Origin of the sequence: Paraburkholderia unamae, assembly GCF_003268775.1 — a bacterium.
Classification (GTDB): domain Bacteria; phylum Pseudomonadota; class Gammaproteobacteria; order Burkholderiales; family Burkholderiaceae; genus Paraburkholderia; species Paraburkholderia unamae.
In genome coordinates, this window is record NZ_QLSU01000013.1 from 1 (window position 1) to 23,239 (window position 23,239).

At 67.0% G+C, this 23,239-nt stretch carries 20 protein-coding genes and 1 pseudogene; 12 read left to right on the forward strand and 9 right to left on the reverse strand.

Annotation, left to right across the window (positions count from 1 at the left end):
- Positions 1-720: aromatic amino acid lyase (locus C7401_RS21545; protein ID WP_181565649.1), on the reverse strand; the 720-nt coding region annotated here is incomplete at its 3' end.
- 270 nt (positions 721-990) lie between these two features.
- On the opposite strand from C7401_RS21545, the gene C7401_RS21550 reads away from it, so the two are divergent.
- The 7 genes from C7401_RS21550 to C7401_RS21580 all read left to right on the forward strand — a co-directional run bounded on the left by C7401_RS21550 (position 991) and on the right by C7401_RS21580 (position 6,814).
- Positions 991-1,749, forward strand: a complete 759-nt coding sequence (locus C7401_RS21550; RefSeq protein WP_112173434.1) for an ABC transporter substrate-binding protein — start codon at positions 991-993, stop codon at positions 1,747-1,749.
- Between the two features lie 39 nt (positions 1,750-1,788).
- Entirely contained in the window at positions 1,789-2,478 is a 690-nt protein-coding gene (locus C7401_RS21555; RefSeq protein ID WP_112173435.1) for an ABC transporter permease, read from the forward strand.
- Positions 2,475-3,188: an ABC transporter permease gene (locus C7401_RS21560; protein WP_112173436.1), complete on the forward strand. Its 714-nt coding sequence runs from the start codon at positions 2,475-2,477 to the stop codon at positions 3,186-3,188. The genes C7401_RS21555 and C7401_RS21560 overlap by 4 nt, the downstream gene beginning before the upstream one ends.
- 32 nt (positions 3,189-3,220) lie before the next feature.
- Positions 3,221-3,988, forward strand: coding sequence for an ABC transporter ATP-binding protein (locus C7401_RS21565; RefSeq protein ID WP_112173437.1), 768 nt, complete (start codon positions 3,221-3,223; stop codon positions 3,986-3,988).
- A 202-nt stretch (positions 3,989-4,190) separates the two neighbouring features.
- Positions 4,191-5,774 (forward strand): methyl-accepting chemotaxis protein, encoded by a 1,584-nt coding sequence (locus tag C7401_RS21570; RefSeq protein ID WP_112173438.1) that lies wholly within the window; start codon positions 4,191-4,193, stop codon positions 5,772-5,774.
- A 204-nt stretch (positions 5,775-5,978) separates the two neighbouring features.
- Positions 5,979-6,404: a helix-turn-helix transcriptional regulator gene (locus C7401_RS21575; protein WP_258397193.1), complete on the forward strand. Its 426-nt coding sequence runs from the start codon at positions 5,979-5,981 to the stop codon at positions 6,402-6,404.
- Entirely contained in the window at positions 6,401-6,814 is a 414-nt protein-coding gene (locus tag C7401_RS21580) for a VOC family protein (protein ID WP_112173440.1), read from the forward strand. The genes C7401_RS21575 and C7401_RS21580 overlap by 4 nt, the downstream gene beginning before the upstream one ends.
- Before the next feature lie 92 nt (positions 6,815-6,906).
- On the opposite strand, the gene C7401_RS21585 is transcribed toward C7401_RS21580, so the two are convergent.
- Positions 6,907-10,287, reverse strand: coding sequence for an ESPR-type extended signal peptide-containing protein (locus tag C7401_RS21585; RefSeq protein ID WP_112173441.1), 3,381 nt, complete (start codon positions 10,285-10,287; stop codon positions 6,907-6,909).
- A gap of 269 nt (positions 10,288-10,556) precedes the next feature.
- Here C7401_RS21585 and C7401_RS21590 point away from each other — a divergent pair, with 269 nt between their 5' ends.
- Positions 10,557-12,311: a response regulator gene (locus C7401_RS21590; protein WP_181565646.1), complete on the forward strand. Its 1,755-nt coding sequence runs from the start codon at positions 10,557-10,559 to the stop codon at positions 12,309-12,311.
- A gap of 47 nt (positions 12,312-12,358) precedes the next feature.
- On the opposite strand, the gene C7401_RS44440 is transcribed toward C7401_RS21590, so the two are convergent.
- Positions 12,359-12,544 (reverse strand): hypothetical protein, encoded by a 186-nt coding sequence (locus tag C7401_RS44440; protein WP_146757966.1) that lies wholly within the window; start codon positions 12,542-12,544, stop codon positions 12,359-12,361.
- A 301-nt stretch (positions 12,545-12,845) separates the two neighbouring features.
- Complete coding sequence (locus tag C7401_RS21600) at positions 12,846-13,301, reverse strand: MarR family winged helix-turn-helix transcriptional regulator (RefSeq protein WP_112173444.1); 456 nt, start codon at positions 13,299-13,301, stop codon at positions 12,846-12,848.
- 181 nt (positions 13,302-13,482) lie between these two features.
- On the opposite strand from C7401_RS21600, the pseudogene C7401_RS21605 reads away from it, so the two are divergent.
- Positions 13,483-13,914, forward strand: a pseudogene (locus tag C7401_RS21605) (SET domain-containing protein); the annotation flags it as partial.
- A gap of 154 nt (positions 13,915-14,068) precedes the next feature.
- On the opposite strand, the gene C7401_RS21610 reads toward C7401_RS21605, so the two are convergent.
- On the reverse strand, positions 14,069-15,421 hold the full coding sequence (locus C7401_RS21610; protein WP_112173445.1) for a polyhydroxyalkanoate depolymerase: 1,353 nt from the start codon (positions 15,419-15,421) through the stop codon (positions 14,069-14,071).
- A 387-nt stretch (positions 15,422-15,808) separates the two neighbouring features.
- Here C7401_RS21610 and C7401_RS21620 point away from each other — a divergent pair, with 387 nt between their 5' ends.
- A complete protein-coding gene (locus C7401_RS21620) occupies positions 15,809-16,480 on the forward strand; it encodes a glutathione S-transferase family protein (protein WP_112173447.1) in 672 nt (223 codons plus the stop codon).
- Positions 16,481-16,505: 25 nt separating this feature from the next.
- Here C7401_RS21620 and C7401_RS21625 read toward each other — a convergent pair whose 3' ends face one another.
- The 4 genes from C7401_RS21625 to C7401_RS21640 form a co-directional block, all read right to left on the reverse strand.
- On the reverse strand, positions 16,506-17,645 hold the full coding sequence (locus C7401_RS21625) for a porin (RefSeq protein ID WP_112173448.1): 1,140 nt from the start codon (positions 17,643-17,645) through the stop codon (positions 16,506-16,508).
- A 117-nt stretch (positions 17,646-17,762) separates the two neighbouring features.
- The gene (locus C7401_RS21630; protein WP_112173449.1) at positions 17,763-18,578 is read right to left on the reverse strand and encodes an ABC transporter ATP-binding protein; all 816 of its coding nucleotides are present in this window, start codon (positions 18,576-18,578) and stop codon (positions 17,763-17,765) included.
- On the reverse strand, positions 18,575-19,603 hold the full coding sequence (locus C7401_RS21635; protein WP_244314978.1) for a FecCD family ABC transporter permease: 1,029 nt from the start codon (positions 19,601-19,603) through the stop codon (positions 18,575-18,577). The genes C7401_RS21630 and C7401_RS21635 overlap by 4 nt, the downstream gene beginning before the upstream one ends.
- Positions 19,604-19,677: 74 nt before the next feature.
- Complete coding sequence (locus tag C7401_RS21640) at positions 19,678-20,853, reverse strand: ABC transporter substrate-binding protein (protein ID WP_373864452.1); 1,176 nt, start codon at positions 20,851-20,853, stop codon at positions 19,678-19,680.
- A 227-nt stretch (positions 20,854-21,080) separates the two neighbouring features.
- Here C7401_RS21640 and C7401_RS21645 point away from each other — a divergent pair, with 227 nt between their 5' ends.
- Together C7401_RS21645 and C7401_RS21650 are read left to right on the forward strand one after the other, a co-directional pair.
- On the forward strand, positions 21,081-21,794 hold the full coding sequence (locus C7401_RS21645; protein ID WP_112173628.1) for a response regulator: 714 nt from the start codon (positions 21,081-21,083) through the stop codon (positions 21,792-21,794).
- Positions 21,791-23,230: an ATP-binding protein gene (locus C7401_RS21650; protein WP_258397181.1), complete on the forward strand. Its 1,440-nt coding sequence runs from the start codon at positions 21,791-21,793 to the stop codon at positions 23,228-23,230. The genes C7401_RS21645 and C7401_RS21650 overlap by 4 nt, the downstream gene beginning before the upstream one ends.
- The last annotated feature ends 9 nt before the right edge of the window (positions 23,231-23,239 follow it).

Here is a 23,239-nt window from a genome sequence, read left to right on the forward strand (position 1 = left end):
ATCGAACGGCTTCACGGAACCGGCCGCCGCGTCGACGCTCAGCGCGCCGGACACGAGCGCCGTGCGGTACAGGTCTTCGATCGCGAAGAGGTTGTTGATGGCAAGCGCCGTGGAGGCCTGCGTGCCGTTGAGCAGCGCGAGACCTTCCTTCGCTTGCAGCGCGAGCGGCTTGAGGCCGACGAGCCGCAGCCCTTCTTGCGCGCTCATGCGCTCGCCCTTCGCGAACACGTCGCCCACGCCGAGCAACACACACGACATATGCGCGAGCGGCGCGAGGTCGCCCGAAGCGCCCACCGAGCCCTTCACCGGAATCACCGGCAGCACGTCGGCGTTAAAGAGCGTGATGAGCGTGTCCATCACCTCACGGCGAATGCCCGAGTGGCCGCGACCGAGGCTGGAGAGCTTCAGCGCCATCAGGAGGCGCACGACCGGACGTTCCATCGGTTCGCCCACGCCCACGGCGTGCGAGAGCACGAGATTGCGCTGGAGCAGTTCGAGCTGGTCACGCGGAATATGCGTGCTGGCCAGACGCCCGAAGCCCGTATTGATGCCGTAGGCGGGTTCGCCCTTCGCCGTGATCTCGGCAACGGCGCGCGCGCCTGCGTCGATGGCGGCAAAGCTGGCCGGATCGAGTTCGAGCTTCACGCCGCCGTTTTCGGTGGAACGCGCGATCTGGCGCAGTTGGGGCAGGGTCAGATGGCCGGGGGTCAGTTTGATGATCATCGCAGTGTCAAAGTTGTCTGGACAAGGTGGAGTCAGATTACCGAAGCGAGCTTGTCTATACAAGTTCAATCTGCTCCACGTATACCCTCATCATCGCTTCCTGACGCCTGAATTACGCTGTCTTTCGTTTACGGCACAGTGAAATCCCCAGGTGATAACACCGATTGCCCGACTTTTCGACACATCGATAATTGTATAGACAACTTGCCGGACCGGACTCCGCTGCACGACCGGCCACAGGCGTCCTCTATTCCTATCGGAGACTTCATGAAGAAACTTGCCTTGTGTGTCGCCCTCGCCCTTGCCGCCGGTGGCGCGTATGCGAAAGACTGGACCACCATCCGTTTCGGCACCGACGCGAGCTATGCGCCGTTCGAGTCGAAGGCGCCCGACGGCAAGCTGGTCGGCTTCGACATCGACCTGGGCAACGAGATCTGCAAGCGGCTGAACGCGAAGTGCGTATGGGTCGAGCAGGACTTCGACGGCATGATTCCCGGCCTCAAGGCCAAGAAGTTCGACGGCGCGCTCTCCGCGCTCACGATCACCCCGCAGCGCGAGCAGCAGATCGCCTTCTCCGCGAAACTCTTCAACACGCCCACGCGTCTCGTCGCGAAGAAGGGCTCGCCGTTGCAGCCGACCATCGCGTCGCTGCAAGGCAAGACGGTGGGCGTCGAGCAGGGCTCGATTCAGGAAACCTACGCAAAAGAGAACTGGGCGCCCAAGGGCATCAACGTGATTCCCTACCAGAACCAGGACCAGGTGTATCTGGACCTCCAGTCGGGCCGCCTCGACGCGGCGCTGCAAGACGAAGTGCAGGCCAATCTGGGCTTCCTGAAAACGCCGCGCGGCGCGGGCTTCGCGTTCGCCGGCCAGGAGATTCCCACGGGCGCGGCCGCCATCGGCCTGCGCAAGGAAGACGCGGACCTCAAGGCGAAGATCGACAAGACGATCGCCGACATGATCCAGGACGGCACGTACAAGAAGATCGAGTCGAAGTATTTCGACTTCGACGTGTACGGCGGTTGAGCCGCGGTCTTTCCCCGCATCGATAGAGGACTTCCTGCCATGTTATTTCAAGGCTTCGGCCCGCTGCTGCTCGCGGGCACGTGGGAAACCATCAAGCTCGCGCTGCTCTCGCTCGCCGCGGCGTTTGTGCTGGGGCTCGCGGGCGCGGCCGCGAAGCTCTCGCCCAACCGCGTGCTCGCGCGCGTGGGCACCGCTTACACCACACTCATTCGCGCGGTGCCCGACCTCGTGCTCATGCTGCTGCTGTTCTACAGCATCCAGATCTGGCTCAACGACGCAACCGACATGCTGGGCATGGACCAGATCGACATCGACCCGTTCGTGGCCGGCGTCATCACGCTCGGCTTCATTTACGGCGCGTACTTCACCGAAACGTTTCGCGGCGCATTTCTCGCAGTGCCGCGCGGGCAGATCGAAGCCGGCTTCGCGTATGGCATGAGCTCCACACGCGTGTTCACGCGCATCCTGTTCCCGCAGATGATGCGCTTCGCCCTGCCAGGCATCGGCAATAACTGGCAGGTGCTCGTGAAAGCCACGGCGCTCGTGTCGATCATCGGTCTCGCCGACGTGGTGAAGGCCGCGCAGGACGCGGGCAAGGCCACCCAGGGGTTCTTCTTTTTCACGCTCGTGACCGGCGCGATCTATCTCGCCATCACCACGGTTTCCAATCTGGCATTGCACCGACTCGAAAAGCGCTATTCGACCGGTGTGCGGAGGGCAGCGCTGTGATCGAACTGATTCGTCAATACTGGCCGAACTATCTGTACAGCGACGGCTTCAATTCGAGCGGCCTCGTCATCACGCTCTGGCTGCTGGTCGTTTCGATCGTCGCGGGCTTCCTGCTTGCCGTGCCGCTCGCCATTGCGCGCGCTTCGCGCAATCCGTGGATCTCGCGGCCGGTCTGGGTCTATACCTATGTGTTTCGCGGCACGCCGCTCTATGTGCAACTGCTGCTCTGCTATACCGGCATCTACAGCCTGCACTTCGTGCATTCGAACGCGGTGCTGGGCGACTTCTTTCGCAGCGCCATGAACTGCACGCTGCTGGCGTTCGCGCTGAACGAGTGCGCCTACGCCACCGAGATTTTCGCGGGCGCGATTCGCGAGACTTCGTACGGCGAGATCGAGGCGGCCCAGGCCTATGGCATGTCGAAGACCAAGGTCTACACGCGCATCATCCTGCCCTCCGCATTGCGGCGCGCCTTGCCCTCGTACAGCAACGAAGTGATCCTCATGCTGCACGCCACGACGCTCGCGTTCACGGCCACCGTGCCCGACATCCTGAAGGTCGCGCGCGACGCGAACTCCGCCACTTACATGACGTTCCAGGCGTATGGCATTGCGGCGGCGCTCTACGCGTCGATCGTATTCGGCCTGATCTGGGCGTTCCGCCGCATGGAAACCCGCATGCTGGCTTACCTCAAGCCGCAAGGCCACTGAATTGCACGCAGTCCTGATGGAGTGTATCGAGAATGTACAAGCTGATTGTCGACGACCTGCACAAGAAGTTCGGCGAGAACGAAGTTTTGAAGGGCGTATCGCTCAAGGCAAAGGCTGGCGACGTGATCAGCCTGATTGGCTCAAGCGGCTCGGGAAAGAGCACGTTCCTGCGCTGCATTAACTTCCTCGAATCGCCCTGCTCGGGGCGCATCACGCTCAACGGCGAGGAAATCCGCACGAGCGCCGATCGCGGCGGCGCGCTGCGCGTGAGCGACCCGAAGCAGTTGCAGTCCATGCGCACGCGCCTTTCGATGGTCTTTCAGCATTTCAATCTCTGGGCGCACATGACCGTGCTCGAGAACATCGTCGAAGCGCCCGTGAGCGTGCTCGGCTTGAGCCGCAGCGAGGCCGAAGCGCGCGCGCGCAAGTACCTCGACAAGGTGGGGCTCGCGACCGGTGTCGAACACAAGTATCCGTCGCACCTCTCCGGCGGCCAGCAGCAGCGCGTGGCGATTGCCCGCGCGCTCGCCATGGAGCCCGAAGTGATGCTGTTCGACGAGCCCACGTCCGCGCTCGACCCCGAACTCGTGGGCGAAGTGCTCAAGGTCATGCAGAAGCTCGCGGAAGAAGGCCGCACGATGATCGTCGTCACGCATGAAATGGGCTTCGCGCGCAACGTGTCGAATCACGTGGTGTTTCTGCACAAGGGGAAGATCGAGGAGCAAGGCGATCCCAGGGAAGTGCTCAACGCGCCGCGCAGCGAGCGGCTTCAGCAATTCCTGGCAGGACGATTGAAGTAGGACGCCCGGCAAGATTACCCCGCGTGTGCCGGTGAAACATCGCTAAACGTTTGCGATTGCGGCGTATGGTCGCAATTGCATGCGCGCCGATGAGATCGGTATTGTCGCAGCGGATTTCTGAAATATCCTCGCGCTACGGTCACTATTGAGCCGGGCTTTCAGTGCGCTTTTCGCCACTGAGCCCGGACCCGAAAGGTACAACGTGCGCGAGAATCTACCCGTTACCCAGCAAGAATACGAAATAGCGGCGGACGCCACGCTCCTGTCCATGACGGACACGGCGGGCAAGATCATCTACGCCAACGCCGCGTTCAACAAGGCGTGCGGATTCTCCATCGACGAACTGCTCGGGCAGCCGCACAACCTCGTGCGTCACCCCGATATGCCGCCGCAAGCGTTTGCGGATTTGTGGGCCACGCTCAAAGCCGGTTTATCGTGGACCGCACTGGTCAAGAACCGCCGCAAGAATGGCGATCACTACTGGGTGCGCGCCAACGCGACGCCCGTGTTTCGCGACGGGCGGCTGGCGGGCTACCTCTCGGTGCGCACCCAACCCGGCCGCGAGGAAGTCGCCGCCACGGAAAAACTCTACCGCGACTTTCGCGAGAACCAGGCGGGCAGCCGCGCGTTCCACCAGGGACTCGTGGTGCGCAACGGCGCCTTCGCGTGGATGTCGCTCTTGCAGTTCATGCCGCTCAGGTGGCGCATTCGTTCCGCCATGCTGGCCTCGTTCGCGCTCATCGCCGCAAGCGGCCTGCTGTTCGGCTTGCGCGGCGCGATGATCGAAGGCTTCGCCGGCACGGTCGCGGCCGTCTCCCTGGTCGCGGCGCTCTGGCTCGAAGCGCAGATCGCCCGGCCGCTCTCGCGCGTGCTTGCGCAGTCGCTGGCCGTCGCGTCGGGCCAGTCGGCCGGCAATGCCCACGTGAATCGCGCGGACGAGATCGGCATGCTCCAGCGCGCCGTGTGTCAGGCGGGCCTGAACCTGCGCTCGCTCGCCGACGACGTGAGCGAGCAGCTTGGCGGCCTGCGCGACGCCAGCGCCGACATCGCCACGCGCAACAAGGAAGTGTCGCGGCGCAGCGAAGAAGCCGCCGCGAGCCTGGAGCAAACCGCGGCGTCGATGGAGCAGATGACGGCGACTGTCAAGAACAACGCCGGGACGGCCGCGCTCGCCAGTGAGCTTGCGGGCGCGACCCGCCACGCGGCGGCGGCGGGCAGCGAAGTCGTCGGCCAGGTCGTCGCGACGATGGGCGAAATCGCGGGGGCGAGCAAGCGCATCAGCGAGATCATCGGCATCATCGACGGCATCGCGTTCCAGACCAACATTCTCGCGCTCAATGCGGCCGTGGAGGCCGCGCGCGCCGGCCACCAGGGGCGGGGCTTCGCCGTGGTGGCCGCCGAAGTGCGCACGCTCGCGCAGCGCAGCGCCAACGCCGCCAAGGAAATCGCCACGCTCATCAACGACAGCGTGCGCAAGACGACGGCGGGCAGCGACCTCGCCAGCAAAGCCGGCGACGCGATGAAGGACATCATGGGCCAGGTCACGCGCGCGGCCGACCTGATCCACGAAATCAGCCTCGCGACGAAGGAGCAGTCGGAGGGCATCGGCCAGGTGAATCTCGCCATCGCGCACCTCGACCAGGTGACGCAGCAGAACGCCCGCATGGTGCACGAGTCCGCCGCCGCAGCCGGGGCGCTCGGCGCGCGCACGCAGCGGCTGGAGGACGCGGTGGCCGTGTTCGAGGGCAGCGGCACGTTGCCTCGACCGGTGGCGCGGCCCGTTTGAGCGACACGGCCGACGCTGCGGGGCGCGCTGCGCGGCAGGGCGTAAACTACCGGCATACCGCTCACTTCAGCCGAACGTATGCCCGCCCGCGCCGCCCGACATGCACAACACGCCCCGCCGACCGCCTTGCCGCCGGGGAAAGCCGATACCGAACCCTTGCAGGACCCGGCCCTGCTGCGCCGCCTGCTGCGCGCGAAAGACCGCATGGACGCCGCCTCGCACGAAGCCTGGCCCGTCAAGCGTCTCGCCGAGGTGAGCGGCGTTTCCGAGGCGCATTTCGCGCGCTCCTTCAAGCGCGCCTTCGGCCTGCCGCCGCATCGCTACCTGCTCACGCGGCGCATCGAGCAGGCCACCACGCTGCTGCGCGACACCGACCTGAGCATCACCGAAATCGCCTTCGCCACGGGCTGGGAGAGTCTCGGCACGTTCGGCCGCACGTTTCGCGACGTTACCGGCCTGTGCCCGAGCGCCGCGCGCAGCGCCGCCCAGGCGTCCCTGCCCGAGCTGGACCGCGTGCCCGCCTGCGTGCTGAAGGCCGCGCAACGCCCCGACCTCACCACAGCAGTTTTGGAGAAGCGCCGCCGCGCGGGCAACGCTACAGTGCGTCCATCTATCAAGGAGGTGACATGAACCAGGGAATCAATGTGGTGGGCCTGTATGTGGACGACCAGGACGAAGCGCTCAAGTTTTACGTCGACAAACTCGGATTCCGCGTGCATACCGACGTGCGCAACGGCGCGTACCGCTGGCTCACGGTGCAGCACCCGGAGCAGCCTTCGTTTCAGCTCGGGCTCTTTCTGCCGGGGCCGCCCGTTCACGACGAGGCCACCGCGCAAACCCTGCGCGCCATGGTGGCCAAAGGCGCCATGCCGCCCCTCGTTCTTGCCGTGGCCGACTGCCGCGCGAGCTACGAGCGCTACAAGGTGCTTGGCGTGGAGTTCACGCAGGAGCCCGTGGACCGCTACGGCAGCGTGGACGCCGGTTTTCGCGATCCGGCCGGCAACGGCTGGAAGATGATTCAGGCGCCGAAAAGCGTGTAACGCACCAGCCCTGGCCGTGAGCGCCCACCGGCGCTCATTGCGGTGCTCATTGCGGTGCTCGTTGTGGTGCTCATTGTGGTACTCACGGGCCCTCACCAATGCCGCCCCGCGCCGACCGAGAATCCGTAATAGCCGCGCGTGTTGGTCGAAGCCGATCCCTTGATCACCCACTTGCCCGTGCCCGACATGCGCGAGACACCCAGCGCGAGCGCGGCCTGGCCGTCGTAGGTCGAGCCCGCGAGCGCGGTCATGCCCCGGCCTTGCTGCGTGGCCTGCGGCAGTCCGGCCATCGCCATGGCGGCCGCCGTGCCCGCGCTCGCATCGCGCCGCACGCTGGCGATGCGGCGGTCCGTATAGCCATATGAATTCTGCAATGCCGAATTCACCTGCTGGTCCGTGTAGGCATTCGCTTGCGAGAGCGTGTCGCCAATGCTCTGCTGATGCAGCGAGACCGTGTCGTTCACCGTGCCGATCTGCTGCGCGAGCGCGTAGAGTTGAGCGCCGTTGATCGCATCCACGCTACCCGACGCAATTTCGCCGTCAGCGACACCCGTGACCGTGCGTACGCCTTGCGTGCCGCTCACGTCCACCGTGCTGCCCGCCGTGTTCGCGCCAACCGTGATCGCCCCCGTGGAGGCATCCTGTTGCACGAGGCCCGGCTCGCCCTTGCCGATCTGCGTGCTGATGTTGTTGACGGTGCTCTCGATGGTCGTGACGCGCCCGTCGATATTCTCGATCGCGCCGCCCACCGATTGATACGTATTGCCGCCCACCCGGTATGTGGGCGCAAAGAGCGTGCCGTCGTTCTTCACGTACGAGCCGCCGCCCAGCGCGTTGGCGACGGATTCGCTCACGCCGTGCAACTGGCTGCCGTTGATCGCCTGGAGGCTGGCCGCCGAAACAAGGCCGTCCGCCACGCCCGAGAGTTGCCGCGCGTCGCCGCCGCTCGCCGAAAAGTCCATCCGCGTCCCGCCGGTGTCCTTGCCCACCGTGATCGGTGCGCCGGCATCCGACTGTTGCACGAGCCCGAGCGTGCCATACGTGATGTTCTTCGTGAGGTTGGCGATCTCCGTCGTGTTCGTGGTTGTCCGCGCATCGACGTTTTCTATCGCGTCCGTCACGTTGTGATAGGTTGTGTTGTTGACGCGAATGGTCGGCGCGGTAACCGCGCCATTGCTGTCCACGCCGGAGCCGCCGCCAATGGCGTTCGCCACCGATTCGCTCGCGCCATACAACTGGCTGCCGTTGATCGCGTCGGTGCTGTCACGGGTCACGCGGCCGTCGCGCACGTTCGCCAAACGGACCGGGCCGGTTCGCCCCGCGCCTAGCGTCACCGAGTCGTGCTCCGGCGTGTCGTACAACACGGCGTCCTGCCCGGTCTTCTTCAGGTGGTCGATGTCCTGGCGGTTTTCGTCCACCTGCTCGCGCGTGCGATTCAACTGCGCGACGTTCACGGCGTCGGTTGCAGCCGTGCCCGCCGCAACGCCCGTAATCTGACGGCTGCCCGCCTGGCCTGCGGCGTCGACACTGCCAATGTTCAGTTCTCCGACGGAGTTCTGACCATGCAACTGCCCGGTTCCGTCGACATAGCCGGTCATCGCGCCGCGCGTGGCGCTCGCATGGTCGCCGAGCGCCACGCTGTTCTGCGCGGCCTGCGCATATGAGCCCAGCGCGACGCCGTTTTGCGCCGCCGATGCCGCGCGGCCTACCGCTACGGCGTCGTCTTTCGTGGCGTCCGCATCGGCGCCGAGCGCGACCGAGCGCTGCCCCGTTGCGCGCGCATGCGTGCCGATGGCGGTGCCCCAATTGCCCGAGGCGGCGCTTTCACCGAGCGCGATGCTGCCCGTGCCCGTGGCCGATGCGCCCGAGCCCACCGCCGTCGCCCAGTAGCCGCTCGCAACAGCGCCGCGGCCAAGCGCGACCGCGTCGGCCGAACCGGCGAGCGCCTGCGAGCCGAGCGCAACGGAACCCGCGCCCTGCGCCACCGAGCGTTCGCCCGCGGCGACGCTGTTCTCTCCCGCTGCCGTGGCGTCGTCCTGCTGACCGTTGCCGCGCGCCTTGAAGTAGCGCGTGCCGCTCGTATCGATCTGGTTCACGGTGTCGCCAAGCGTCGTCACCTGATTGGCGGTGGCCTGCAACTGCGCCACGTTCACCGCGTCGGTGGCCTTTGAGCCTGCGGCTACGCCGGTGATCTGCCGGTAAAGGCCATTCGACTCGTCGCCCACGCTCAGCGCGCCGGAGGTCGATCGCGTGGCCGCCACGGCGGTCTGATCCGCGCCGCCCGCGCCCGGCTGCACGTAGCCCGCGACGCCCGCGACGCGCGAAGCCTGGGAGCCCGCCCCGAGCGCCACGCCGCCTTTCACGGCGCTCGTTGCGCGCGAACCCACTGCGGTCGCCTCGGCGACATTGGCGGCGACCTGCGCGCCCGAGCCGATGGCGACGCCATATGACGCGCCCGTGCCCACCTGCGCGGCGGCGCGCTCGCTGTCGGCAATGCCGGTTGCGGACGTCATGCCGCCGCCCACGGCGACCGAATACGCGGCCCCTTCAGCAACACCGGCGTTCGCGCCGAGCGCCGTGCCGTATTTCGACCGGGCTTCCACTTTCGCGCCGTAGCCAAGCGCGCTCGATTTCACCGAAGCCGACGACGAGGCCGAGCCGAGCGCGAGCACACCGCTTTGCGCGGCGCTCGCCTGGTAGCCCACGGCAACCGAAACATCGGCGTCGGCAGTCGCGTTCGCGCCACGGCCAAGCGCAATGCTGTTCGCGGCGGCCGCATTCGAACCGTTGCCGATCGCCATGGCGTTATCGGCGGTCGCCGTGCTCTTGCCGCCAAACGCGATGGAGGCCGTATTCATGGCGCGCGCCTCGCTGCCGATCGCCAGCGCATAGTCCTTGTTCGCCACGCTCGTGGGACCGAGCGCGACCGCGTAGTTGTCGTACGTCTTCGCGTCGTAGCCGAGCGAGAGCGACTTGATCCCGTAAGCCAGCGCCGATTCGCCAAGCGCAACCGACTGGTCTCCGGCGGCCTGCGTGAAAGCGCCGAGCGCGAGCGCACCCACGGCGTTGGCCTTCGCGGACTGCCCGATCGCGATCGAGCGATCCCTGAGCGCCTGGCTAAACGCGCCGAGCGCAATCGCACTGTCACCCGTCGCCGTAGTCTTGCAGCCGATCGCGATCGGCGAATTGGTGCCGCTCGCATAGGTCGAACCCGTGCCCGACACGCACGTCGTCGTGCTGGAGTCCGAACCGTCTATGGCAATGCCCGTTTGCGTCGCGACGGTGCCGCCGCCCGCGGCAAAGCCGTTGGCCGCGTGCGCGGCGTCCAACGCGCCCACGCTCGACAGCACGAGCGCCGCGAGCACGACCGCGCCTTGCTTCGTTGCGCCTTTACCCCTGCCCCTCGCGGTTTCCGCAGCGGCAACCCAGGTGCCGGTGATCGCGTTCCAGACGTTGCGGTAGATCTTGTTCATGGCCTCGACTCCCAATCGTGTCCTGATTGAGGTCCATTATCGAAACCGCAGGGGCAGCCTTAAATCACCGGGGCGGGCAAACCGCTGTAGTGCGCGCACTACACAGGCAAGAGCCGGCCAGGCGTCGCGATTCGCGTGGCGACGCTATGATCGGAGCGCGTGCGGAGCGCGTCAGTCATGGGCTCCGGCATCGCACCGTAGGGGTCCCACGACAAGCGGGCATCCGGCCGACGCGGGCAAGCGCGCGGCGGCGCCCGGGGAGCGAGCCGATGCGCCGTATCATCATTGCCGACGAACAAGCCGTCACCCGGCATGCCGTCCGCATGCTGCTGGAAAAGGAAGGTTTCGAAGTCCTGCTCGAGAGCGGCGACGGTCTCGACACGCTGCGCGCCGCGCACGAACTGCACCCCGACCTGATCGTGGCCGGGCTCGGGCTTGCGCGGCTCGGCGGTCTGGAAGTCGTGCGGCGGCTGCACCAGCGCGAACCCGACCTCAAGACGCTCGTGCTGGCGTCGCAAGATAGCGAACATTTCGTTGGACTATGCATCGAGGCGGGAGCCTCGGGATTCGTGAGCAAGCGCGGCGACCTGGGCGAGTTGACGCTTGCCGTGCGCAGCCTGCTCCAGAACCGCACGTTCTTTCCGGCGCGCGCACCGGCTGCGGGCCCGGCCAACGCCGGTGATCTTGCGGAAGCCGACCGCTTGCGCAGCCTCTCCGCGCGCGAAATGAGCGTGCTCTACTATCTCGCGAGCGGCTACACCAACCGCGCGATCGCCGACGAACTGCTGCTAAGCGACCGCACGGTCAGCACCTACAAGCTGCGGCTCTTTCGCAAGCTCAAGCTCGACAACATGATGGAACTGGCCGAGCTGGCATGGCGCAACAACATCCTGGGGCCCGGGCACGTTGCGGGGGGCGAGCCGCCCAAGCCGTGGAAAACCGATGCCCAGGGGCGCGAGCTGCTGCGCACGATACTCGACGCCATACCCACCGGCATTTCCATCAACGATGTCGAAAGCCGCCTGCTCTTTGCCAACCAGTTCCTGCTCGGCCGTTTCGAACGCCGGCTCGACGACGTGATCGGCAAGCGCCTGAGCGAGCTGAACGTGTTGAGCGCCGACGAGGCGGTGGCGCTCGAAGACGTGTTCATCGACGCCGTGAGACAGGCAACTTCGTTTTCGCGCGAAGTGGTGCTGACCTACAAGGGCGAGTCGCTGGCCGGGCTGGTTTGGGGCGCGCCGATACGCAACCGGCAAGGTCTGACCGTGGCGATGATCTGCGGCGTGCAGAACATGGCCGAGCAGGAGCAGGCCTTTCTTTCGTTGCGCGAAGCGAAGGAGCGCGCGCAGAGCGCAAGCCGGGCGCGCAGCCGCCTGCTGGTCGAGGCCGTGGAGGCGTTGCGCCGGGAACTGGCCGGTCTCGAAGTCGCCTCGACGGTGACGGCAACGGTCACGACAACGCTCGCGAACGGAAACGGCGCCGACACCGCCGCGCAAGCGATCGCCGCCATCGAAGCGCGGCTCGACAATATCCAGGCGCTGATCGAGGCCGACGCGGCCAATGCCGGCATCGCGCCGGTACGTTGCGACATTGCGCAGATCACCGGGGAGGCGCTGCGCGCGGCGGCCCGCACCCACCCGCAAGCGCTGTTCACATTCGACGCGCCTGCGGGCGGCCCGCTCGACGTGTGGATCGACAAGCAGCGGTATCAGTTGCTCGTGCGCGGCCTCCTCGCGCGCGCAAGCGATGCCGTCCACCACGCGCCGCTCGATATCGCACTGCGCACGCGCGCCCAGAGCCGGGCGTTGGTCGAGATCGAGCTGGAGATGCGCGACACGCCGCGCGCCGGGTCAGGCGGCGCGGCGACGCGACGCCCGCCGCCACAAGCGCCCGCGCTGCTAGTGGACGCGGCGCTCGCCGCGAGTCTCGGCGCGGAACTCATCGCGAGCGGTGCCGACGACACGCTCAGCGTGCTGCTTCGCCTGACGGTCGCGAAGGCCGCGCCCTCGGGCGCGCCTTCGTGAACGGCCATACTGGTGGCCGTCGAGCAAACGTCATTTTATATGACATATCAACCAATGGACGGCTGATCGAGCGACGCGAACGGCGCGTGGCCGTCCATCCAGTCGTACTGGCTTGTCGGCGTCGCCCATGCCCAGTTGGATGACGAACGCGTTGCAGTGCCAAGGCTTGCGCGGTTCGCGCCGCTGCCCGGTTCGGTGCCCGTCTCGTGGCTTTCCGTGGTGATGTCGTTCATTTCGTCTCGCTCCAGATAGAAATTGACTCCGCACGCGGTTGCCGGCGATTCGCGCGGCGCGTGCGGCAGGCTAATCAATGTGAGCGAACGATACGGGAATTGCGCGCCGCGCATTTTGCTTCAAATGCCATTCTTTTATGCGTTGGCGCCACAGCGCGTGAGCCAGCCCGCCGTGGCGAAACGGCGCGGCGTTCCACACGGCATGTAGATGACAATTCAATGACTGAGCGCGCACCTGGAAGCCATGCGCGGAAAGTCACGCGGGGCACGCCGGTTCACGCGGCATGCCGCAACGAGGCAATCAGGGCGTGGCGTCCCAGCCGTGGGATGCGAGCACCTTGTCGAGCAGGAAGCGCAGCGCCAGGCGTTCCGCGTCATTGAGGCTCTGATAAAGGTCGCTATCGCGCTTGTCGAGCGTCGGGCCGATCTTCTTGAAGATCTTCCGCCCTTCGGCGCTGAGCGAAATGATCACGCTGCGCCCGTCCTTGTCGTTGCCCGCGCGCGTGAGAATCGCCTTCGCGAGCATGGCCTCGACCGTGCGGCTCGCCTGGCTTTTGTCGAGATTCGCGCGGCGCGAAATGTCCATGACCGTTTGCGGCCCGAACGTGCCGATCGCCGCGATAATGCTCGCCTCGGGATACGGCACGCCGAGCTTTTCGCGCGAGAGCTCGCTGCTCATGCGATCGGCAATCTTGGTCAATGCCTTCAGCCGGTAAGTCAACGAGGCGTCTGCGCCTGGCTCATTCGTACTCGCCATAGTCCCCACTCAAAGAAAATGTAACCGGAACGTCGCCAAATAAACCCAACTATGGTGCACTGAGCCGGGTCGCGAGGTCAACTGCCGGGTGTCGGGCGCGCCGCGCGCAGTGCGCGCAAATTTCCTGTTCGCTTTCACATTGGCCGCTTATACTGCACGCGTTCAACGCGTGAACATGGCCATGAGCAAACGAATGACTGTCCGGCGTTCGCCGGTGCACGGAAGAGGCGTCTATGCATTGCGCCCGCTGCGGGCCGGTGAACGCATCTTCGAATACAAAGGCAAGATCATGAGCTGGCGCAACGCCGCGCGGCGTTACCGCACGCGCGAAGACGACGCGCATACGTTCCTCTTCGGCCTTTCGGACGGGCGCGTGATCGACGGCGGCCAGGGCGGCAACTGGGCGCGCTGGCTCAATCACGCGTGCCAGGCGAACTGCGAGACGGTCGAGATCGACGGTCACGTGTTCATCGACGCGTGCCGCGACATTCTGCCGGGCGAGGAGCTGTTCATCGACTACGCGCTCGAATTGCCCGACGACGCGGACGAAGAAACCCAGCGCGACTATGTTTGCCGCTGCGGCTCGCCGGCATGCCGCGGCACGATGCTCGCGGGCGTCGTGGCCGCCGCGCTGAACGATGTAGGCGAAATTGCGGTTGAATGTGCAATCGAAAGCGCGCTTGACGACGCAATGGACGACACCATAAGCACCACGAATCCCGCGCCCCTCCCCGCCATCGGCCCCGGCGCGGGTGCCCCCCTCATCGCTATCTAGACGGTGCTTCCGCGGCCTTCGAAATCGCCGCGGCGGCATGCGTTTGCGCGTCGAGCAGCGCGCGCAGCGTGACCTGGTCCGCGCCACCCGCTGCCGCCGTGGAGGCAAAGCGCCGCGCGCGCGGCTCGTGATCGTGAATCGTGGCGCGCACGAGCGGGTAGATCTGCGTGTCCCAGCGCCGCCCATTGAATACGCCGTAATGCCCCACGCCCGTCTGCACGTGGTGGGTCTTCATGTAAGGACGCAACCCCGAGCATAGCGCCTGCGCGGCCACCGTCTGCCCTACCGCGCAAATATCGTCCTTTTCGCCTTCGATCGTGAGCAACGCCGTGCGGCGGATCGCGTGCGGCTCGACGAGCCGTTCGCCCACCTTGAGCTTGCCGAGCGGCAGCGCGTACTCCTGAAACACCGAGCGCACCGTTTCCAGATAGAACTCCGCCGTGAGATCGGTGGTGGCGAAATACTCGCGGTAGAACGCGCGGATCGAATCGGCTTTGGCGGGGTCGCCCTTCGCGCGCTCGCGGCGCATATCGGAAAACGACGCAAGATGGCGCTGGAGATTCATCTGCATGAACGCGCCCAGTTGCACGAACCCCGGATACACGCGCCGGTGCGCGCCCGCGAAGCCGCCCGGCACGGCGCTGATGAGATTGCGCTCGAACCACTCGATCGGCTTGCTGTTGGCCAGCGCGTTCACGGCCGTGGGATTCACGCGGCAATCGATCGGGCCGGCCATGAGCGTCATGCTCGCCGGCTGGGCCGGATCGTTGTCGGCGGCCATGAGCGAAACGGCCGCGAGCGAGGCGACCGTGGGCTGGCAGATCGCCATGAGGTGCGAGTCGGGGCCCACCGCGCGGATAAACGCCATGACGTGCTCGACATATTCGTCGAAGCCGAAGCGCCCCGCCATCAGCGGCACGTCGCGCGGATTGTGCCAGTCGGTGATGTAGACGTCGTGATCGGCGAGCATCGTGCGCACGGTGCCGCGCAGGAGCGTCGCGAAGTGCCCCGACATGGGCGCGACGAGCAGCACGCGCGGCTGCGGCGCCGCCGTGTCCTTGCGAAAGCGCAGGAGCGTGGCGAACGGCGTGCGCTTCACCACTTCCTCCGTCACGCGTACGCTCGCGCCGTTCACCTGCACGGCGTCGATGCCGAATGGCGGGCGCGCGTGCGTGAGGCCCGCCATCTCGATTAGTTCCCAGCCCGCGTCGATGGTGCGCGCGTCGAGACCGGCCGCGAGCGCGGGCCACGCGGCGAGGGTGTTGCGTGCGAGCGTGGCCGTGGCGCGCCAGGGTAGCGTCAGGTCAGCCATCGCCTGGTAGGCCGAATAGGCAAGCAGGTTCATGGGCGCGGGCTCTCGAATGGTGTGAACGCTCAAGAGGCAATACATATGCCAGCACATCGGCAAACGGCGGCTTGCGGCTCATTTCACTGGCACGGTGTTTGCACCCTTCGATTGCACGTCTTGCCGGTGGCCCGCGCGCGCGATGCCGTGTGCGCAGGCGCGCGGCGCGCCGGGCACGGGCGCGCTCGCCTCGCGGGCCCGTGCTTCCCCGTGCTTCGTTACGCCCGCGCATGCCGCAAAACAGTGCGCCGCCACGGCGTTCGTGGTGCAGCGCGCCCGTGCGGCGTGCGCGCCGCCGTCACGCGCGAAGACGCGAAGACACCATGGCGCGATGCCGCGACGACGAACGCACGCGCCACCCTGAATCTCACGCACCGGAGATGCCGCATGAGTCAGACGAATACGAGCATGCCCACGACCTTGACGATCAGCAGCCGCAACTATTCGTCGTGGTCCATGCGCGGCTGGTTGCTCGCGAAACTCGCGGGACTCGAATTCGAAACGCTCGCCGTCCCCATCGACGACGCCGCGGCGCGCGCCGAACTGCTGCTGCTCTCGCCCTCGATCCTCGTGCCCTGCCTGCGGCACGACGGCATCGAGATCTGGGACACGCTCGCGATCTGCGAATACCTCAACGAGATCCGCCCGCAGGCGCGGCTGCTCCCCGCGCAGCGCAACGCGCGCGCGCACTGCCGCTCCGTCTGCGGGGAAATGCACTCGGGCTTCAGCGCCCTGCGCTCCGCGCTGCCGATGAACCTGCGCGGCCACTTTCCGAACTTTCGCATCTGGTCGCGCGCGCAGGACGACATCGAGCGCATTCTCACGATCTGGCGCGATTGCCTCGCGCGCTACGGCGGCCCCTGGCTGTTCGGCGAGATCGGCGCGGCCGACGCGATGTATGCACCCGTCGTCACGCGCTTTCTGACCTACGAGGTGCCGCTCGACGCCGATATCGGCGAGTACTGCATGCGCGTGCTCAAGCAACCCTATGTGGCCGAATGGATCGCGGCCGCGCAATCGGAAACCGAGGATATCGACGAGCTCGACATGGAATTTTGAGCGAGCCCGCCGGCGCCACGGTTCGTTAGAACCGGTGCCGCATGCCGATCGCGACCACCGTCTGCTGATCGGTGGAGGAAGGCGACTGGCCGCTGATGTCGGCGCCGAGGCCCGAGCCGTCCGCGCCGATGTGCTGGTAGCTCGCTTGCGCGTACACGTCGGTGCGCTTCGACAGGAAGTAGTCGGCCTGAACCGAAACCTCGTGCCAGCGCGGATGATGCTCGCCGCCCTCCGTGGAAAGCGCACCCTGCGTGAAGGTGTACTCGCCGGTCACGGTGAATTGCGGCGTGAAGTCATAGCTCGCGTTCACTTCGTAGTTGCTGAAGCTCGCGCCCTGGCCGTTTTGCGTGAGGCCAAGGCTGTTCGCGCCGTTGATGGTGTCGAGGCCGCCCAGTTGCGTGCGGGTCCAGACGAAGCCCACGCGCGCGTGGCGCATGAGGTAGTTCACGCCTGCGCCATAGGTGCGCTGCTGGCTGGCGACGAAGGTGCGGTCGGTGAGCGTGAGCGCGCCGTTCGTGTTGGCGCTGCCGCCGTTGTTCGCTTGCAGGTAGCCCGCGCCGAACACGAGCGAGCCGAAGTCGTACGACGCGCCGAAGCTGTAAAGGCGGTTGTCGTCGAAGCCGCCCGCTTCGTTGGAGAAGCCATACAGCGCGCCGAATTTCACGCCGCCGTAGTTCGCGCTCGCGTACTTCACCGCGTTGTTCACGCGAAACGAATTGTTGAGGTTGTCGTTGTCGTACGGGTGCGCCGCGAGATTGTTGCCGCCCGGATGACGGCCCGTGAAGCTGAGCGGCGCGAGATAGTCCACCACGGAGTCGTACTGGCGGCCCAACGTGAGCGCGCCGTAGCGTGCGTTGTCGAGGCCCGCGTAAGCCTGGTAGCCGAACAGGCGGCCGCCCTGGCGCATCGAGCCGTTCGTCACGCTAAAGCCGCTCTCCAGCCGGAACACGGCGTGCGTGCCGCCGCCCAGGTCCTCGCTGCCGGTCACGCCCCAGTGGCTGCCCGTCACGTTGCCGCTGCCCGCGGCCCACAAGCTATGGCCGCCCGCGTTGCTGTTGTACGAGAGGCCGGCGTCGATCACGCCGTAGAGCGTCACACTGTTTTGCGCGTGGGCGCTGCAAGCATAGGCTGCGGCAAAAGCGGCGGCGATGAGGGTCTTTTTCATTGTTGTCCTTCGAGTTTTCATTGGGCGAGCGCCGCGCAGCGCACGACCCGGCCCCGCATGCGCCCATGCGGGGCCGGTGTGCTGAAGCGGCGGATTGAACGGGCTGGCTGGGCCGTGCTAGAGACGGCTGGCGATGCCCTGCTGACCGGCGAGACCGTCGATCAGAACCTGAAGCTGTCCGCGCGAGCATGGCTCGATGCGCGCGCGGACGCTGAACACTTCGGCGAGGCTATCGGCCGTGACCACGTCGGCCGGCGCGCCGAAGCGTGCGATGCGTCCCTGATGCAGCAGCATCGCGCGGTCGCAGCCGCGCACGGCGGCGTTGATGTCGTGCAGCACGACGACGGTGACGATCGCGCGCTCGCGCGTCACCTCGCGCACCACCTGCATCACCTGAAACTGGTGATTGAGGTCGAGCGCCGAGCACGGCTCGTCGAGCAGCAGTACCTGCGGATCGCGCACCAGCGCCTGGGCGATGCCCACGAGCTGACGCTGGCCGCCCGAAAGCGCGTCGAGCGAGCGGCCCGCGAGCGCGCCAATGCCGAGCCGCTCCAGCACCGCGTGGGCCTGTGCGATCTGCGTGGACGACGTGCCACGTTGCAGCACGGGCTCGCGCCCCGCGCGCGCCGCCACCACCACCGACTCCAGCACGCCGAGCCGCACGCCCGCGGGCAACGCCTGCGGCAGATACACCACGCTGTGCGAGCGCGCACCCGCGACCGACAGCTTGAGCGGCGCGCCATCGAGCGTGAGTGAACCGCCGCTCGGCGCGCTCAAGCCCGCCAGCGTGCGCAGCAAGGTGGATTTGCCGCTGCCGTTCGGCCCGAGCAGCGCCGTGATTTCGCCGCGCGCGAGCGGCCCGGCGCTCAACTCGCGCAACACCTCGCGCTTGCCGTAGCGCACCGAAAGCGCATGAATCGCGAGCCCCTTCATTGCGCGGCCCCCTGCGAGCGCACGACGATGCCGAGAAACAGCGGAATGCCCACGAGCGCCGTGACAATGCCGACGGGAATCAGCACGCCCGGCACGAGCAGCTTCGAGGCGATCGAAGCGAGCGAGAGCATCAGCGCGCCGAGCAGGAGACTGCCCGGCAGATAGAAGCGATGATCCTCGCCGAACAGCGTGCGCGCGATATGCGGCGCGATCAGCCCGACAAAGCCGATGGTCCCCACGAACGACACCGCCAGCGCCGAGAGCGCGGACACGCGCAACAGCGTGCCCAGGCGCAGCCGGCGCACGTCGATGCCGAAGCTCGCCGCGCGCTCCTCGCCCAGTCGCAGCGCGGTGAGCGTCCACGCGTTGCGCATCGAGAACGGCATGGCGAGCGCGAGCGCCGCGCCAAGCACGCCGATCTTCGGCCAGTCGGCGCGGGCGAGCGAGCCGAGCGTCCAGAACACGAGCCCTTGCAGCGCGTCGGCGGAGGCGATGAACTGCATCAGTTCGACGAGCGCATGAAACGAGAACACGAGCGCGATGCCCATCAGCACCACGCCGGAGGTGCTCATGCCGCGCCAGCGCGCGACGAAATCGAGCAGCAACGCCGAGGCAAAGGCGAACACGAACGCGTTGGCGGACACGATCCACGTTTGCGCGACGCCGGGAATCGCCACGTCGAGCACGATGGCAAGCGATGCGCCAAAGGCCGCCGCCGCCGACACGCCCAGCGTATAGGGGCTCGCGAGCGGATTGTTGAGGATGGTCTGCATCTCCGCGCCCGAAAGGCCGAGCGAGGCGCCCACGGCGAGCGCCATCACGGCATAAGGCAGGCGGATCTGCCAGACGATCACGCTGTTGGCCGGATCGGCGCCGGCGGGCAGGAAGATCGTGCGCAGCAACGTGGCGACGGGCAGGCCCGAGGGGCCGGAACTCAGATCGAACAGCAGCGACGCGACGATCAGCACCGCCACGCCCGCGAGACACAGCGCGCGACGGCGCGTGAGGCGCGCGTAGGCGCGCATCTGCGCATGGGCGTCGCTTGCGGCGTCCACGGGCTGTGCGGCGTCGGCGGCCTCGGCGGTGAAACGCACGCTGCTCATCGCGCGGCCTGTTGCGCCTGCGGCAACGGTGCGTCGACCCATTCCGTGCCCGTATCGGGAATCGCGAGGAAACGCTGGTACAACGCGTGTTCCGTTGCGTGCACATCGAGCGTGCGGAACTGCTGCGGATAGAACCACTTCGCGAACGCCTCGATCGCAACGATGTTGTACGGCGAGTCGTAATAGTTGTGCGAAATGCCGTGCACGCGGCCGTCGTGAATCGCCTTGATCGCGTCAAAGCCGGGGCGCGCGGCCAGTTGCGCGAGGCTCGCTTCGGCGTCGTGCGCGCTCGTGAGCGCGCCCACGCGCAGCGAGGCGAGACCCGGCTTCGTGCGGCTGCCCGTGGCGATATAGACGTCGGGGCGCGCCGCGATCACCTGCTCCATGCTGATGTCGCCAAGCACGCCGGGCAACAGGGCCGCCGCGATATTGTGCCCGCCCGCGGCGTCCACGAACTCGCCGAAGTTGCCCTTGCCCGCCGTGTGGCAGCAGCCCGCGTCCCAGACGCCCGCCAGCATGTCGACGAAGACCTTCGGCCGCTGCGACTCGGGAATCGCGTTCACCACGCGCTGCACGGCGGCGAGATGCTGCTGATAGAACGCGATATACGCATCGGCCTCCTTCTCGCGATGCAGGACCTCGCCAAGCAGCTTGATGCTCGGCAGCGTGTTCTGCATCGGGTGCACGCGGAAGTCGACGAACACCACAGTCGTGCCCGTGGCCTCCAGTTGCTTGACGAGCGCGTTGTAGCGGCTCGGCCCGTGCCCCGCAATGCTGAAGATCGCGACATCGGGCTTGAGCGCGAGCGCCTTCTCGTCGCTGATGCTGTCCTCCGTCGCTCGGCCGATGAGCGGAATCTGGCGGATCTCGGGGAAGCGCTGCGCGTAGGCGTCGTAGGTTTGCGGGTCCATCGCAGGCAGATCGCCCTGCCAGCCCACCACGCGCGCCAGCGGCTTCTGCCCTTCGAGCAACGCGAGCGCCGAGAGCAGGCGGCTTTCGCCAAGCAGAATGCGATGCGGCTCGGCGGGCACCTTGATCGTGCGGCCCGCGAGATCGGTCACCACGAGCGGCGCGCTTGTGGCGTTCGTGGCGCTCACAGCATTCGCGGCGCTCACGGCCTGCGCCGCCGCGGGCGTGGCGGCCTGTGCGGCATCGGTGGTCACGCCAATCATGAGCGCGGCGGTCGCCATCGCGGTTGCCGCCGCGCTCGCCACTGCCGCGGCCCGCTGCGCCCGTTGGATCAAACGAAAGGTCGTCATGATATATTCAGTAAATGCGAACGATTGCTATTTGCGAACGAAACTTTAACGGCCGTTTGTAATGGCGATGTGTTGAAACCGGCCGTTTTGTAATGGAATGTGTTGGCGCGGCTTGCGAGGCGCGCCGGCAAGAGAAAAAGATGGATCACATCCTGGTCGTCGACGACGACGCCAATATCCGCCACCTGTTGCGCGACTACCTGCGCGAGATGGGCTACCAGGCGAGCGCCGCCACCAACGGCGCGCAGATGAAGCAGATACTCGGCACCGCCCAGGTCGACCTGATCGTGCTCGACCTCATGCTCGACGGCGAGGACGGCCTCGACCTCACGCGCGAGCTGCGCCGGGCCCACGACATCCCCGTCATCATCCTGTCGGCGCGCGGCGGCTTGCTCGACCGCATCCTCGGCCTCGAAATGGGCGCGGACGACTATCTGCCCAAGCCGTTCGATCCGCGCGAGCTGGTCGCCAAGATCAAGGTGGTCCTGCGCCGCACGCGCGCCGTGCCGGGCGCGCGCGCGGCCGACGCGAACGCGTTCATCACCTTCGCGGGCTGGCGTCTCGACACGCGCATGAAGCAGATGCGCTCGCCCGAGGGCGTGGTCGTCTCGCTCGGCGGCTCCGACTACCGCACGCTGCGCACCCTGCTCGATCATCCGAACCGGCCGCTCTCGCGTGAGTTTCTGCTCGACCAGGTGTTCAGCAAGAGCCTCACGCCGCTCGACCGCGCCATCGACGTGTGCGTGAGCCGCCTGCGCCAGCACCTGGGGGACTCGGCGCGCGAGGCCATGCTCATCCGCACCGTGCGCAACGAGGGCTACATGCTCGTGGCGGACGTCGGGTACGAAACGTGAGGCGGCTCGCGCAAGACGCTTCGAGGCTGCGGCTGTGGCCCGACACCCTCTACGGCCGCCTCGTGCTGATTCTCGCGGCGGGCATGTTCGCAGGTCAGTTGCTGACCAGCACGATCTGGTTCGAGACGCACGACAACCGCACGCTGGAAATTCCGGCGCGCCTGTTCGGCAGCCGGCTTGCCGATACGGTGCGCCTCGTCGAACACGCGCCCGATGCCGCCACGCGCGAGGCGATCGTCGCCACGCTCGGCGACGACCGCTATCGCCTGCAATGGATCGAGGGCGCGCCGCAACCGGTTACGGCCACGCTGTCGCTCGCGCAGCGCGCCACCGCCGAACTGATCGCGGGCGTGATCCGCAAGCGCCTTGGCGAGCCCATCGGCGTGCATCTCATCAGCGCCCAGGTGCGCGACGACGAGCAGCGCCGCACCGGCGTGCTGAGCCTGTTCGATTCGCGCATGCCCACCGGCGTCTTCCACGTGCAGGTGGAAGTGCCCGGCCAGGGATGGCTCGACATCCGCGCGAACGAAGGGCAAGCAGGCATGCACACCGAGCGCGGCGCGCTCGTGCTCGACTACCTGCTGCGCATCTATCTGATTCGCTTCGCGGCGATCTGCCTGATCGCCTTCGTCGCGGTGCGTTTCGCGCTGGCGCCGCTGCGCCGTTTCGCGGCGGCCGCCGAATCGCTCGGGCGCAACATCTACCGCGCGCCCTTGCCGCAGGCGGGGCCGCGCGAAGTGCGCAACGCGGCGCAGTCGTTCAACGCCATGCAGCAGCAGTTGATCGAGAGCTTCGCCGCGCGCACGCGCTTTCTGAGCGCGGTTTCGCACGACTTGCGCTCGCCGCTCACGCGCCTGCGTTTGCGCACGGAAATGCTGCCGGACCCCGCATGGCGCGAGCGCCTGCGCGGCGACCTGGAAGAGATGGAGGGCATGGTGCGCGCCACGCTCGACGCCGTGCAGGGCGTAGAGATCACCGAGCCGCGCCAGCGCATCGACCTCGCCTCCATGCTCGAAGGACTCGCCGCGGACGCCTGCGAACAGGGCCATCGCGCGAGCGTCACCGGCAGCGTGCGCGCGCCCGTGCCGGGCTTCGCGCGCAACCTCAAGCGCTGCCTGCAAAACCTGTTCGACAACGCGATACGCTACGGCGGCGAAGCGGCGGTGAGCGTGAGCGACGAGGGGCGCGGCGTGCGCGTGGTGATCGGCGACCGCGGCCCCGGCATTGCCGATGACGCGATGCGGGAGCGCGTATTCGAGCCGTATTTCCGCATGGCGCCACGCGCAGCCGACGCGCCCGGCGGCACCGGCCTCGGCCTCACGATCGCGCGCAGCGTGGCGGCCGCGCACGGCGGCACGCTCGTGCTGCGCAATCGCGTGGTGGACGGGCGCATCGCCGGGCTCGACGCCGAGTTGTATCTGCCGAGGGACGACTAGCGCCTGTTC